Origin of the sequence: Paraburkholderia sp. WS6 (genome assembly GCF_030464835.1) — a bacterium.
Classification (GTDB): domain Bacteria; phylum Pseudomonadota; class Gammaproteobacteria; order Burkholderiales; family Burkholderiaceae; genus Paraburkholderia; species Paraburkholderia madseniana.
The window spans coordinates 1-13,809 of record NZ_JALQCK010000053.1; the positions used below are offsets into that span (position 1 = coordinate 1).

General features: G+C 59.7%; 12 protein-coding genes. 7 read left to right on the forward strand and 5 right to left on the reverse strand.

Annotation, left to right across the window (positions count from 1 at the left end):
• Positions 1 to 41 precede the first annotated feature (41 nt).
• Positions 42 to 242 (reverse strand): hypothetical protein, encoded by a 201-nt coding sequence (locus tag M0D64_RS39025; RefSeq protein WP_266261570.1) that lies wholly within the window; start codon positions 240 to 242, stop codon positions 42 to 44.
• A gap of 243 nt (positions 243 to 485) precedes the next feature.
• Between M0D64_RS39025 and M0D64_RS39030 the strand changes: the two genes are divergently transcribed.
• The 3 genes from M0D64_RS39030 to M0D64_RS39040 are packed head-to-tail and all read left to right on the forward strand — an operon-like array spanning position 486 to position 4,172.
• A complete protein-coding gene (locus tag M0D64_RS39030) occupies positions 486 to 824 on the forward strand; it encodes a DUF805 domain-containing protein (protein WP_266261571.1) in 339 nt (112 codons plus the stop codon).
• A 7-nt stretch (positions 825 to 831) separates the two neighbouring features.
• Complete coding sequence (locus M0D64_RS39035; protein WP_266261572.1) at positions 832 to 3,069, forward strand: FAD-binding protein; 2,238 nt, start codon at positions 832 to 834, stop codon at positions 3,067 to 3,069.
• Positions 3,066 to 4,172 (forward strand): hypothetical protein, encoded by a 1,107-nt coding sequence (locus M0D64_RS39040; RefSeq protein ID WP_266261573.1) that lies wholly within the window; start codon positions 3,066 to 3,068, stop codon positions 4,170 to 4,172. The genes M0D64_RS39035 and M0D64_RS39040 overlap by 4 nt, the downstream gene beginning before the upstream one ends.
• Before the next feature lie 84 nt (positions 4,173 to 4,256).
• Here M0D64_RS39040 and M0D64_RS39045 read toward each other — a convergent pair whose 3' ends face one another.
• Both M0D64_RS39045 and M0D64_RS39050 read right to left on the reverse strand, forming a co-directional pair.
• Positions 4,257 to 4,730, reverse strand: a complete 474-nt coding sequence (locus M0D64_RS39045; protein WP_154560210.1) for a VOC family protein — start codon at positions 4,728 to 4,730, stop codon at positions 4,257 to 4,259.
• Positions 4,731 to 4,854: 124 nt separating this feature from the next.
• Positions 4,855 to 5,739 (reverse strand): LysR family transcriptional regulator, encoded by an 885-nt coding sequence (locus M0D64_RS39050; protein ID WP_266261613.1) that lies wholly within the window; start codon positions 5,737 to 5,739, stop codon positions 4,855 to 4,857.
• Positions 5,740 to 5,817: 78 nt separating this feature from the next.
• On the opposite strand from M0D64_RS39050, the gene M0D64_RS39055 reads away from it, so the two are divergent.
• Positions 5,818 to 7,119, forward strand: a complete 1,302-nt coding sequence (locus tag M0D64_RS39055; RefSeq protein WP_171927972.1) for an aspartate aminotransferase family protein — start codon at positions 5,818 to 5,820, stop codon at positions 7,117 to 7,119.
• A gap of 773 nt (positions 7,120 to 7,892) precedes the next feature.
• Here M0D64_RS39055 and M0D64_RS39060 read toward each other — a convergent pair.
• Together M0D64_RS39060 and M0D64_RS39065 are read right to left on the reverse strand one after the other, a co-directional pair.
• Positions 7,893 to 8,990 (reverse strand): beta-propeller fold lactonase family protein, encoded by a 1,098-nt coding sequence (locus M0D64_RS39060; RefSeq protein WP_266261574.1) that lies wholly within the window; start codon positions 8,988 to 8,990, stop codon positions 7,893 to 7,895.
• Positions 8,991 to 9,142: 152 nt separating this feature from the next.
• The gene (locus M0D64_RS39065) at positions 9,143 to 10,699 is read right to left on the reverse strand and encodes a methyl-accepting chemotaxis protein (protein WP_266261575.1); all 1,557 of its coding nucleotides are present in this window, start codon (positions 10,697 to 10,699) and stop codon (positions 9,143 to 9,145) included.
• 420 nt (positions 10,700 to 11,119) lie between these two features.
• On the opposite strand from M0D64_RS39065, the gene M0D64_RS39070 reads away from it, so the two are divergent.
• The 3 genes from M0D64_RS39070 to M0D64_RS39080 all read left to right on the forward strand — a co-directional run bounded on the left by M0D64_RS39070 (position 11,120) and on the right by M0D64_RS39080 (position 13,750).
• Entirely contained in the window at positions 11,120 to 11,728 is a 609-nt protein-coding gene (locus tag M0D64_RS39070; RefSeq protein WP_266261576.1) for a TetR/AcrR family transcriptional regulator, read from the forward strand.
• 116 nt (positions 11,729 to 11,844) lie between these two features.
• Positions 11,845 to 12,654 (forward strand): oxidoreductase, encoded by an 810-nt coding sequence (locus M0D64_RS39075; RefSeq protein ID WP_266261577.1) that lies wholly within the window; start codon positions 11,845 to 11,847, stop codon positions 12,652 to 12,654.
• A 94-nt stretch (positions 12,655 to 12,748) separates the two neighbouring features.
• A complete protein-coding gene (locus tag M0D64_RS39080) occupies positions 12,749 to 13,750 on the forward strand; it encodes an NADP-dependent oxidoreductase (protein WP_171927968.1) in 1,002 nt (333 codons plus the stop codon).
• Positions 13,751 to 13,809: the final 59 nt, after the last annotated feature.

Here is a 13,809-nt window from a genome sequence, read left to right on the forward strand (position 1 = left end):
CTTTTTCATCCCGCCAGGATACCAGGTCCGACAAAAAGTGCCTAACACCCTCTAGCGGGGCCGCGCTCCTGTATCAGCATGTCCACGTCCGCCGCACGGACGAAGCGCGATCCGGCCGGCGCCGCGCTCCGTGCGATGTCCCGCTCGCGGCTATGGGCGATCAGATCCGCGCCGCCTAATACGGCAACCAGCGCGATGATCGGTACAGCGACCAGTGCGACCGCGACTTTATAGAGTTTCATGGCGTTTCACACATTCTTTTTTATGCTTTATGGGTTCGGCGGCACACTTATTCAGGCCGATGATTATGTACAGTTATGCTCAGCCAATTTTCTCAAGATTGAGATCGACCGATAATATCAAGTCCGCTTAAACTTGCGCACCGAGGCTTGAAACGTTTTGATAGCTTCAGGAATCACCAATTGACTTCCGGGAATAGGCAAAAATAAAAAATGCTATTAACCACCCTCACCCCCGCTTTCTTTTTGAGCCGCGGCCGTATCACCCGCAGCGAATGGCTGACCCGGATCATTATTGCCGCATTCGTATGCGCCGCCTTCGGCAGTCTTGCCGGTTCCTGGTTTGGCGAGATCGGTGCGGCCGTCTTCGCGATCGTTTTTCTCTGGAGCGCGGTTGCGCTCTCCACCCAGCGCCTGCACGACACCGGACGGTGCGGATGGTCGTTGCTGACGGCCATCGTTCCGGTGTTCGGGCCGATCTGGGTGCTGATCCACGTGCTGCGCCGCGGCGTCGATCACGAGAACCGCTTTGGCCCCGATCCGGCAACTCGCGCGGATTACCTCAAAGTCAACATCGGGGAGTGACACAAACATGGCAACAGTCAACGACGTCACTCAGCTAAACCGGATTCCCGTATTTTCAATCGCTACGCCCACCTCCACGCAGGAAGTCGTCGAGGCGCTCACCCAGACCAATCTGCCGGTGTCGGTAGGCGGCGGCCACTTCAGCATGGGCGGACACACCGCGAGTCCTGGCACCCTGCATCTGGACATGCGCAAGATGAACCGTGTACTCCGGTTCGAACCGCACACGTCGGTGATTCGCGTGCAGGCCGGTATCCGCTGGTGCGATATCCAGCGGTTTATCGATCCGCACGGCCTGTCGGTCAAGATCATGCAGACCTATGCGAACTTCACGGTGGGCGGCGCGCTGTCGGTGAACGCCCACGGACGATACATGGGATTGGGGCCGGTCGTGCTGTCGGTACGGGCGATTACGCTCGTGCTCGCCAACGGCGAAGTAGTCAACGCCACTCCCACCGAGAACACCACGTTGTTCAACGCGGCGATTGGCGGATATGGCGGCGTAGGCATCATCACTGAAGCGGAGCTCGACCTTGTGCCCAATACGCGGGTCAAGCGCAGCGACCGCAAGATGCGCACTGCCGATTACAAGGCATGGTTCGATACAACCGTGCGCAGCCATCAAGATGTGATCTTCCACAATTTCGACCTCTATCCGCCGCGCTACACGCGCGGCCGGGCGATTAGCTGGACGGTCACCGACGAGCCGGCCACGTCGGCGCGATTGCAGCCGCTCAGTCGCGGCTTTCTTGCTGCGAAATACTTTCTATGGGCAATCACCGAAACGCCGCTCGGCAAGTTTCGTCGCGAGTATCTGTACGACCCGCTGCTGCATTTCGGCAAGAAGGTGCACTGGCGCAATTACGAAGCCGGTTACGATGTCGCAGAACTCGAGCCGGTTGGGCGACGCCGGCGCACGTACGTGCTGCAGGAGTACTTCGTGCCCGTAGACGCCGTCACGCGATTCGCCGAGGCGTTATCGGCGATCCTCTCGCGGCATCGGGTGAACGCGGTCAACATCTCGATCCGCCATGCGCTCGCCGACAACCGCACCGTCATGGCGTGGGCGCGCGGCGAGACGTTTGCCTTCGTGCTCTACTACAAGCAGCGCACTCGCGAGAATGCCAAAGAGCGCGTTGCGGTATGGACGCGCGAACTGATCGACGCCGTGCTCGCCGCGGGTGGCACCTACTATCTGCCCTACCAGTTGCATGCAACGCGCGAGCAGTTCCATCGTGCCTATCCGCGAGCGCGCGAGATGTTTGCGCTCAAGCGGGAGCTCGATCCGCAATACCGCCTGCGTGGTGCGCTGTGGGATCGCTACTATGCGCCTGAGCGAAGCGCGCTAGATGCGGCGCCTGATGTGACGGCGGCACAAGAGGACAGCAACAGCAACGGCACCCTGTTCGCCACGATCTATCGTAACGAGCGCGAAGCCGATCGTTTCTATGCGTTCCTGCAGAACATTTTCAATGTGCTGCCCGAAGACCGTCTGCATACGTTGATCAAAACTTCGACAGCCGAACACACGGGCGACGAGCGGATCTATCGCGCGATCCAGGCGGGCCTCAAACCAATCACGCCGCGCCTCGCGATGCTCACGCACGCGCTGCCGTCCCTGTCGATGCAGAAGGCTGAAATGGGCCGGCAAGCCGCCATGCTGCTGGGCGATTCGCCGTTGCAGGATTACGTCGAGATTGGCACGACAGGGCGCTACGTTCGGGCCATGAAGAAGTATCTGCGGCTCAACGGCAAGGTGACCCTGGTTCATGACGTGCGACCGGGAATGAGCCCGGTCGATATTGTCGAACGTGGACAGATCGGCTCGATCGGCGAGTTCCAGCCGTTGAACGACTACGCGCCCATCGCGCTGCCTGCGGCTAGCGCGGACCTAGTGAGTTGCTTTGTCGGCTTGCACCACATGGCGCCGGCGAAGCTCGCGCCGTTTCTCGACTCGATCGCGCGAATCGTCCGCCCCGGTGGCTATTTCGTGGTCCGCGATCACGACGTCACAACGCCGACAATGGACGCATTCGTTTCACTCGCCCATACGGTTTTCAACGCGGGCCTCGGCGAAACGTGGGAAACCAACCGGTCGGAGTTGCGTCATTTCGCCAGCGTGGACGACTGGATCGCGCGCGTCGAAGCGACAGGTTTTCGCCATACCGGCATGCGCCTGACCCAGCAAGGCGATCCGTCGGACAACATCCTGATGGCGTTCGTTCGCCATGGAGAGGCGGCATGAAGCGGCCGTTGCGCAAGGCGCTTCTTACCATCACCATCACCACCACCATCGCCATCGGCGTCGCGCTCACATTCGCGATGCCGGTTGCGCATGCGGCGGCGTCCTCCGCGGCGGCTGAGACACCGGGAGCCTCATTCCAAAGCCCCGTGCCGGCGGCGGATCGCCGCGGCACCGAGCAGACGCTGCTGACTTTTCCGGAGTGGTATCTCGTGCACAGCCCGGCGGAGTACGCGCGAATCGTGCAACACGAACCGTCGCACGACTTTCCGTTTCTGGATCAGATCGGCCAGCTCTGGTCGAGTTACGCGACCGTCACGCGTGAGCAGATGCACGACAACTATCCGCTCAATCTCGGTTACCACGTGATGATCTGGGTGATCGCATCGAGTACGACCGTGGAGTATGCGCTGCGCTCCCTCTACGAAAATACCGTGGGTCGCGCGAGTTGGCTGCTCGGCGGGAAAAAGCTCACCGACGAGGACCGCTATGGCGCCCAGGCGGCTCAGGAGTACGTGGACTTCATCCGTCAGGAGCCCTGGTACCTGTTCGATTTCAGCGCCCGACTCCACCATCTCTGGAGCGATGTCCCGCTGTGGGGACCGGATCTCGTACGCAAATGGGAACGCCGCTACGCGCTGACCACCGAATACGCGATCAAGGCGGTGTACGGAAAATTGATCGAGAAGGCGACACGGGCCACCTACACACCGGCCCTGATGACGACCGATGTGGTCGTCGACCGCCTGCCCGATGGGTGGTCGGCGCCGGCTCACGTCAGCGTGCTTGCCCGTCTGCCCGACGGTCGGGCGTTACTTGCGTTGCCGCGCTATTTCGACTTCAGACTTGCGGCGACAACGCTTGCGCAACAAGGCATTCATCTCACCGACATCGCCGGCAACACATCGGTCATTCTGGTCACGGTGTGGGCGAAAGATGACGCCCCGTTGCCCGCCGGCAGCGGCCGCATATTGTTCGAACAGCCGCTGACAATACCGGCCCATACACGACGCGTCGCGTTGTTGATACCGGTTCATGGCCTGTCCGACTTTCTGGCGGCAGCCGGAAAAAACGGCCTGGTGACGGAGCATGTGTACGACTATTGAATCGGCAGAGGGTGTGGAGTTTCTGCTGGAAACGGACAAGCCTGACCGGCGCTCTATGGCACACACGATGTAAGGGACGTTCTGTTACTCCGCCGTCCCCAAGTAAGCGGCTTTCAGCGCGGCGACCTCGAACTTCACCATTTTCATCATGGCCTGAGCGACACGCCCTGCCTTTACCGGATCGGAGTCAGCCATCATCCTGATGAGATCGCCTGGAACGATCTGCCACGAGACGCCGAAGCGGTCTTTCAACCACCCGCACGCCTCGGGCGAACCGCCGCCCTCGAGAAAAGCATTCCAGTAACGGTCAACTTCTGCCTGATCGGCACAGTCGACCATAAGGGATATCGCGTGATTAAACGGGTCGCCCCCGCCGGAGTTCATGGCAATGAAGGGCTGCCCAAAGAGAACAAATTCGACCATCTTCGTGGAGCCGGCGGCCGGTACCGGTGTAACCCGATTGACGCGCGAGTCCGGAAAGATACTCGCATAGAAAGCAGCGGCCTCCTCAGCTTGATCGGAATACCAAAGAAATGGCGTGATCTTTTGAATCGTCATGGCAAATCTCCTGTCAGTGGTGGCCGAATGCGGAGATAAGCCGCATGCTGCCATTGAGACGACGAAGAAAGACTATCAAAATCGACACGCCGCGAAGAAAAATTTCACTTCCTACCGGCTTCGATCACAGCAACGGCAACGTCAGCCTGATGTGCTCCGCGAATACCGTAATCAGATGGGCGGGACGCTCCCGTTCGAACTTCAGGGTAATTCCGACGGTAGGCAGGGATGGCAGCGCCGGATCGCCATTGAGTATGCAGAGATCCGGGGGAACTGCCGTCTGTGTGATAACGGCAACGGCCTGCCCCGAGCGGACCAGGGCCGTCAGGCCGGCAAGACTGCTGCTCGCATAGGCGATGCGGTAAGCCTTGCCCGCGTGCTGCAGCGCTTCGCAGGCCGCCACATGGTCGAGCGTATCGGGATCGGAAACCGCCAGCGGCAAGGGGTCGAAGTGCGCGGAATCCAGTCCCGGATAACCCACCCAGACCAGCGGCTCGCGGCGAATGATGTCGTCATTCGCCGCGTCGTCCGGCAGCGAGATCATGGCAAGGTCCAGCGCATGCATCTCCAGTTGTTCGAGCAATCGCGGAGTCGGGGCGCACATGACCTCCACCAGGGCATGCGGGTGCTGGCTCGAGAACTGGCGCAGCAAATGCGGCAGGAAAACAGCGGCGTAGTCGTCCGGACAGCCGAAGCGGATCGTCCCCGACAGCCCTTTGCCGGACAGATCGGCCATCGTCTCGTCGTGCAGTCGCAGAATGCGTTGGGCATGGACCAATAGGCGTTCGCCGGGATTGGTCAGCACCACCCCTCGCCCCGTGCGCTGGAACAGCGGCTGATCGACGATTTCTTCGAGGCGCTTCATCTGCTGACTCAGCGCAGACTGGGTCCGGCCGATCCGGTTGGCCGCGCGACTGAGCGCCCGGACTTCGGCAATGACGATAAACGAACGCAGCAGATCAATTTCCAGGGAAAGACTCAAGGTATAAGCCCCGCTTCTATCTTCGATAAGAACTATTCGATTCTATGAAAGCAGAGAGCCATCTAGACTGCAAGTTATTCTCGCCACCCGCCAAGGAGAAGCAAGGTGTCCCTGAACAACGATGCAAATTTCTGGCGCAACGCCAAACAGCACCTCATCCGCTATGGCGGCACCTTCGAGCCGATGATCATCGAGCGCGCCCAGGGCAGCTTCGTCTATGACGCGGACGGCCGCGCGATTCTGGATTTCACCTCGGGGCAGATGAGCGCGGTGCTCGGGCACAGCCATCCGGAAATCGTGTCGGTCATCAACGAATATGCTGGCAAGCTCGACCATCTTTTCAGCGGGATGCTGTCGCGGCCGGTGGTCGATCTGGCGACCCGGTTGGCCGAGATCACGCCTGACGGGCTCGACCGGGCGCTGTTACTCAGCACGGGCGCTGAGTCGAACGAGGCCGCCATTCGCATGGCGAAGCTCGTCACCGGTAAATATGAAATCGTTGGTTTCGCGCAGTCCTGGCACGGTATGACGGGGAACGCGGCATCCGCGACTTACAGCGCCGGCCGCAAGGGTGTTGGTCCGGCAGCGGTCGGCTCCTACGCGATCCCCGCGCCGTTTCCGTATCGGCCGCGTTTCGAGCGCAATGGGGAATACGATTACCTGGCGGAACTGGACTACGCCTTCGATCTCATCGATCGTCAGTCCAGTGGCAATCTCGCCGCCTTCATCGCAGAGCCGATCCTCAGTTCAGGCGGCATCATCGAACTGCCGGTCGGCTACATGGCAGCACTGAAGCGCAAATGTGAGGAGCGCGGCATGCTACTGATCCTGGATGAAGCGCAAACGGGTGTCGGGCGCACGGGCACGATGTTCGCCTGTCAGCACGATGGCGTCACGCCCGATATTCTCACCCTGTCGAAGACACTAGGCGCTGGTCTGCCGCTCGCGGCCGTCGTGACCTCCGCACAGATCGAGGAGCGGGCCCATGAATTGGGTTACCTGTTCTATACGACCCACGTGTCCGATCCGCTTCCCGCCGCCGTCGGTCTGCGGGTGCTGGATGTGGTCGAGCGCGAGGGGCTGGTTGCGCGTGCGAACCTGATGGGCGAGCGACTCAAGCGCGGCCTGCTCGATCTGATGGAACGCTTCGAGTGCATCGGCGATATTCGCGGACGCGGGCTGCTTCTGGGTATGGAGATCGTCAAGGACCGCCGCACGAAGGAGCCGGCGGATGGGCTCGGCGCGAAGATCACCCGCGAGTGCATGAACCTGGGGCTCAGCATGAACATCGTGCAGTTGCCCGGTATGGGCGGTGTCTTCCGGATCGCGCCTCCGTTGACCGTCCTCGAGAGTGAGATCGACCTGGGTTTGGATCTGCTTGGGCAGGCGATTGAGCGCTCGCTGTAATCACATGTGTTGACATGCGTTCCAATTGCAAAGAAACTTGATGCCATGCTGACGCTAAACCTCTTCTCTTTCGCGATTCAACGCCACATGGCAGTCCGTTCGGGCATGCCATCGGAGGCCAATGCGCGTTAGATAAGTAGGAACGCAGCTCAAAGGCCTCGCCGAAAATACGGATGAGGCCTTTTTTGTTTGTGGCGTCTCCGTGATCGGCATCACCAGCGGAGATGACAATGGACGAAAGAAGCCCAAAGTTGGCCCCATCCGGCTTACCTGCAACCGGCGATTGCAGCAAAGGCCGCGTGGCAAGTACTGCGATCTACCCAACCCGGGGCCCTGTGTCGGCAACGCGTTGGGACACTACCGTCGAATGGCACGATGGCGGATGCGATGCACGTATTCGCTTCGCCCGGATGTTGTACCCATACGAGTACTGGAATCTTCCGATGCAGGAAGGCCACTTCGGCCGGCCGGTCATTTCGATGATTTCAGAGGATGACCCGCCGACAACGACCGGGCCACCCCTCCTCGGCATTCTTGCGACTGTGGGCCATTTGTGGCGGCTCGCGACCCGCAGGGCGCGGGCTACCGGGAGAGCCACATCTGCGCTCTTCGGCAAGCGGCCGCAGGATTAACTAACGGCTTGACGTTCCGCGCGACGGTGCTGCGCTGTCGCGTGGAACTTCATCCGCAAAGCTCTTGACTTGACCGTCCAACGTCACAGAGTGACAAGTCAGTTCGCGTGCAACTTGACCTGCTCACCCGTGACCCGGCTCTCAATTGCCGTTTGTCCCCTCGAACTCAACGATCTCGATCCAGTTCGCACCCTTACCCACGGGGTACTGTCCAATCAAAGCCAGTGCGCCGGAGTTGCGGTCAATACGGTAAGCGCTCAGGTTTGACGACAGTTGACCCACTGCAAGCAGATACTTGCCCGACGGATCGATATTGAATCCGCGCGGCTGCTTTTCCGTCTGATACGTGCCGATACGCGTCAATTCACCCGATTTCGCATTCACCCGATAGGCAGCCAGCGTGTTGGACGTGCGTTCAGTGGCGTACAGGAAATGCCCGTCTGGCGTGACGTGCACATCCGCACCCCACGGCTTGTCGCCGGAAAAATCGGGCGGCAGGATGGAGACGGTCTGGACGGGTTTGGCCTTGTCACGCGTGCTATCGAACGCGAGCACATGCAATTTTCCGTCGAGCTCATCGATCAGATAGACAAAGCGATGATCCGGCGAGAACACAAAGTGGCGCGGACCCGACTTCGCAGGCAACGAATAGGCGGGCGCGGCGTCTTCGGTCAACTGACCGTTCGACGCATCGAATTTCAGACGCAACCACGCATCCGAGCCGAGCACCGATGCGAAGACATAACGATTGTCGGGCGCATTGCGTATGGCGTGAGCCATTGGGCCGGTTTTGACGGTTTGCTGGACATCACCCGCCACGCCATTCGCGGCGATCCGGCTCACTGCCAGAAGGTTTCCGCCATACGATGCGAAAAGGAGGTAGCGGCCGCTCGCATCCGTCGAAACGTAGGCCATGCTATCCGCAAGCGGCGCCCTGCCCAGTTCGATCAGCCGACCGTCGAGCGGATTGACCGCGAAGGTCACCACGCTATACGGCTTGGAGCGTAACGCAGCATAGAGCCGGAGGTGGTCGGGCGAAAGCGCCATTGGCATGACCGTGCCCCCAACCGGCACGGTCTCGACTGCGGCGAGTGAGCCGCTCGATTTGTCGAGGCTGAAGACAGAGATGTCCTGGCTGTCCGCATTCGATACGTAGGCGTACGTAGCAGCCTGCGATACGCCCGATCCCAAAGCACCCGCAAACAGGATTGCTGCGACCAGGGTGGCCCTAACGCTCATCGTGACACTCCGTTGAAATGGTTGAATTCGTCGAATATGAACATCCAGCATCGGCCGCCTCGGTCTTTTCGAAAGAATATCCGCGGCCGGCGGCAGTACATTGCCAGCCCGGCACGTGCGCGACAGATGCTTCTACTGGATATGGATGCGGGTCAAGCCCGATTCAGGCGGAATGCCGAAACAGCATCCGTCATCGCTTGCGCCTGCTGCTCAAGTGCGCTCGCGGCGGCGGCTGCCTGCTCGACTAGCGCGGCGTTTTGCTGCGTTACCCGGTCCATCTGGCTGACGGCCTGCCCGACCTGCTCGATGCCGGAGCTCTGTTCAACTGTCGCCGAAGTAATCTCAGCCATGATGGTGGCGACGCCTTGCACCGCGCCCACAATCTCACCCATGGTCTGCCCGGCCTGGACAACGAGTTCATTGCCGTCACGGATATCGTTGACGGATGCGGCGATCAGCGTTTTGATCTCCTGTGCCGCGGCAGCGCTGCGCTGCGCGAGCGTGCGCACCTCGCCGGCGACAACGGCAAAGCCGCGACCCTGCTCCCCTGCTCGCGCGGATTCGACCGCCGCATTCAAGGCCAGGATGTTGGTTTGAAATGCGATGCTGTTGATCATCCCCGTGATCTCGGCAATCTTGTTCGAGCTGGCCGTGATCGCCGTCATCGTTTGCACTGCCTGCCGCACGACATTGCCGCCTCGCTGGGCGACGTCCGCCGCGTTAGCGGCGAGCTTGCTTGCCTGGCGGGCATGGTCGGCGTTCTGTTTGACGGTCGAAGTCAGCTCTTCCATGCTGGCCGCCGTTTCTTCAAGCGACGCAGACTGCTGCTCGGTTCTACTCGACAAATCGAGGTTGCCGGCAGCTATCTCACGCGCACCACCGTGGATGGCTTCACAGTTCACGCGCACATTCGACACCGTCTTCGCCAGGCCCGTCTGCATCTGCGACATCGCCGTAAACAACTGCCCCAACTCGCTCCTGCCCCCTTCCGGAATCGATACGGTCAGGTCGCTTCCTGCGATACGGTTAAGCAACTCAGAGGCAATCTGCAGCGGACGGACCACGATCTTCCGCAAAGCGAAATGCGCGGCGACGATCAATGCAAGGGCCAGTGCCACACCCGCCGCCACCATCGTGACAACCCACGTGTATTCGCGATCACCTTGCGCGGCGGAATCCTGGGCAAGTGCTTCAGCGAGCTTCTGGAACTTCTCGACGTTAGCCGAATAGGCGACGCCGGCCATTGTGATGTCTTTGTCGTTGATCGATACGTATGCATTCGTATCGCCCCGCTGCAAGGCGTCGAACGCAGCATGCAGAATCGTGGCCAGAGTATTGGAAGAATCGACGAGTTTTTGCTTCAGCGCGTCGTCCTGCCCCGCAAATTTATCAGCATCGCGAAACATCTGGGTTTCGCGGTCCGCACGCTCCAATGTCGTGGCCGCACTCTTGAGCGCCGAGTCGCGGGTCACTTCGTCATTGCGCTCTTTCAAAGCGGAATACGCACGCGTCAGAGCGGCGCGCGTGCGTGTGGAGTCTTTATAGGCATCGTTGACCAGCACTTCCTGGCTGGCGATATCGTGCAGACGCCGAGCGTTGTCGTTAGAACGGCCAAGTGCTAGCACCCCCACTACGCCGCCGATCAGAATCATGCCCGCGAAAAGCACGAGGACGGCAAGGAGACTGTGTCTTATTGTCAGATTACGCATGCCTACCGATCCAGTTGACCATTGTTTGACTGTTTACGACATAAACAACGCAAAACCTGAGCCGTCGATCTCGCAAGATTGCGGTACAGACCGCGGCGTGGCGTGGCGTCGCGCAAATCCATTTCGAGATACGTCATCATACAAGACGAATTGACCCCTTGTCGCAATTCTTCGACGCGTATTTACTAGAATTTCCCCAAATCGCTAAATTTCAATTTCTTTCAACGCGATACCGGCTGAGACGTTATTTATATGACGTCATATGTCTATGAAGCTGATCGTAACTGCCGATATCGCAAGCGAAGCAACGCGGGCACGCACTGCTAAGACCCCGGAGTTGGTAGCGCTGCTAATCGTAGTCTGAGAGACATTGACCGTCATCGACATTGCCCCGCCCAGTAAATTGCGTCGAAATGTTATATGATGGTCATCATGAAAAAGCCATCAATCAATCGGAAGGCTGCCAGCCGCAAAGAAATCACGCACGAGCGCATCGTCGAAGTTGCCGCGCGCGCGATCCGTCGCAGCGGGTACGACGGCACAGGAGTGGCCGACATCATGAAGGAGGCCGGCCTGACGCACGGCGGCTTCTATGCCCACTTCCCGTCGCGCGAGGTGCTGCTTGCCGAAGCCGCTGACCGCGCCGGTGCTGAAGCTGTCGCGCTCTCAGAACATATCGCCGCCTCCGTACCGCCAGAGGAAGCGTTGCCGTCGATGGTGCGCGCGTATCTGTCGAAGGAACATTGCGAAGACATAGAAAATGGCTGCCCGGTCTCCGCCCTTGGCTCCGAGATGCCGCGCCAGGCGCCGGTCGTGCGGCGCGCAGCCACCCGCCGCATCAAGGAGATGATCGATGTCATTGCGCGCCAGTTGCCCGATTGGGGTCAGCCAGGCGCGCACGAGCAGGCGCTTGTCACGGCGGCCACCATGGTTGGCACCATGGTGCTGGCGCGCGCCGTCGACGACCCCAAACTGTCGGAAAATTTTCTTGAAGCCGCATTGAAAAAACTCGCGCCTACTGACGCGTAAATCCACCGGCCCGGTGCCGGTTTTTGTTGAATCGAAAATATGATGAACATCATATTTTCGAAAGATGAACACTCAAACAAGCACCTAAAGACATCCCTCAATATCGGAAGGACATCATGGAAACTGGAATAGCGCTCGTTACGGGCGCCTCGTCAGGAATTGGCGAAGCCACGGCCAAGCGGCTCGCGAAGGCTGGATACAAGGTCTACGGCACCAGTCGGCGCGGCGCACAGGCCGGCCAGCGGACGTTCGGGATGTTGCCCCTGGACGTGACTAGCGATGAATCGGTCGAAGCTGCCGTCAAGGAAGTACTGTGCCTGCACGGCCGCGTCGACCTGCTGGTGAACAACGCTGGTTTCGGCGTGGCCCCTGCCGCTGCGGAAGAGAGTTCGATTGACCAGGCCCGCGCGATCTTCGATACGAACTTCTTCGGGATCGTCCGCATGACGCGTGCCGTGGTGCCCCATATGCGGCAGCAAGGCAGCGGCCGCATCATCAACATTGGTTCGGTGCTGGGTTTCTTGCCCATGCCCTATATGGCGCTGTATTCCGCCACCAAGCATGCGGTCGCAGGCTATTCGGAATCGCTCGATCATGAGTTGCGTACGATGGGCATCCGGGTCTCCGTCATTGAGCCCGCCTACATCAAGACGCCCTTCGACGCGAACTTCATGGAGCCGGACGCTCCCCTCGACGACTACCTTGAGATACGCACGGCCATCGCGAGGCGTGTGAAAGAGGTCGTCGAGAGCGCTGACGGTCCCGAAGTCGTGGCCGAGACCGTACTGCACGCCGCCATCGCGGCTCGCCCGAAACTTCGCTATACAGCCGGTGGACTCGCCGCCCGTCTGCGATTGCTGCGCAGGTTTGCGCCCGCCGGCCTTGTGGATGCAGGTATTCGCAAAGACCTTCGACTTCAAACTTAACGGCATGACTGCGTTGCCATCGAGCTAGAGCGCTACATCCCCGCTACTGTCCGCGAAACAACCTGACTCAACGAGAAACGTACAAGGAAACATGATGAAGGCATTTGTTGTCGATCGATATGGCCGCAAGAATGATTTGCGAGCTGGCGAAATGCCGGTCCCGGAGCCGCGTGAGGACGACGTATTGATCCAGATCCACGCCGCGGGCGTGAATCCGCTCGATGCCAAAATCAGGGACGGCGAGTTCAAGCTCATTCTGCCCTATCGTTTGCCGCTGATTCTGGGCAACGACCTGGCAGGGGTGGTCGTCCGAGTTGGCTCGCGCGTTCGGCAATTCAAGCCAGGCGATGAGGTCTATGCCCGACCGCACAAAGATCGCATTGGCACTTTCGCGGAATTCATTGCCGTCAAAGAAGACGGCGTGGCGTTGAAGCCCAAATCACTCGCCATGGAAGAAGCAGCGTCGATCCCGCTGGTAGGCTTGACTGCGTGGCAGGCGCTAATCGAAAAAGGACAACTCAAGAAAGGGCAGAAAGTGTTGATCCATGCCGGCTCGGGCGGCGTCGGCACATTCGCCATTCAACTGGCGAAACATGTGGGCGCGACCGTCGCGACGACAACGAGCGCGCGCAATGCCGAACTGGTGAAGCAACTCGGTGCGGATATCGTCATCGATTACAAGAAAGACGACTTTGCTGACATCCTCAAAGGTTACGATCTGGTGTTCGACACGCAGGGCGGCGATACGCTCAAGAAGTCACTGCGCGTGCTCAAGCCGGGTGGCAAACTCATCGGGATTGCGGGACCGCCCGATCCCGACTTTGCCAAAGAGATGGGCGCTTCGTGGTTCCTGAAAATGGTGATGCGTCTTTTGAGCTATCGCATCCGGAAAACTGCAAAACGTCATGACGTCAGCTATTCATTTGTGTTCATGCGCGCCAGCGGGGACCAACTGAGCCGGATCGCTGCACTGATCGATGCAGGATCCATACGGCCTGTGATCGATCGGATCTTCCCGTTTGCAGCAACCAATGAGGCCTTGGCTTACGTCGAGACAGGCCGTGTAAAGGGTAAGGTTGTCATCAAGATCCAATAGACAGCTTGGACCGGTCGCGAACCATTGGCCGGGAGATGCTGGATAGATTGCGGCAAGAA

Excerpts from the sequence above, each read along its gene's own strand:
- M0D64_RS39025 (WP_266261570.1), bottom strand. The coding sequence starts at position 242 with ATGAAACTCTATAAAGTCGCGGTCGCACTGGTCGCTGTACCGATCATC.
- M0D64_RS39035 (WP_266261572.1), top strand. The coding sequence starts at position 832 with ATGGCAACAGTCAACGACGTCACTCAGCTAAACCGGATTCCCGTATTT.
- M0D64_RS39040 (WP_266261573.1), top strand. The coding sequence starts at position 3,066 with ATGAAGCGGCCGTTGCGCAAGGCGCTTCTTACCATCACCATCACCACC.
- M0D64_RS39045 (WP_154560210.1), bottom strand. The coding sequence starts at position 4,730 with ATGACGATTCAAAAGATCACGCCATTTCTTTGGTATTCCGATCAAGCT.
- M0D64_RS39060 (WP_266261574.1), bottom strand. The coding sequence starts at position 8,990 with ATGAGCGTTAGGGCCACCCTGGTCGCAGCAATCCTGTTTGCGGGTGCT.
- M0D64_RS39065 (WP_266261575.1), bottom strand. The coding sequence starts at position 10,699 with ATGCGTAATCTGACAATAAGACACAGTCTCCTTGCCGTCCTCGTGCTT.
- M0D64_RS39070 (WP_266261576.1), top strand. The coding sequence starts at position 11,120 with ATGATGGTCATCATGAAAAAGCCATCAATCAATCGGAAGGCTGCCAGC.
- M0D64_RS39075 (WP_266261577.1), top strand. The coding sequence starts at position 11,845 with ATGGAAACTGGAATAGCGCTCGTTACGGGCGCCTCGTCAGGAATTGGC.
- M0D64_RS39080 (WP_171927968.1), top strand. The coding sequence starts at position 12,749 with ATGAAGGCATTTGTTGTCGATCGATATGGCCGCAAGAATGATTTGCGA.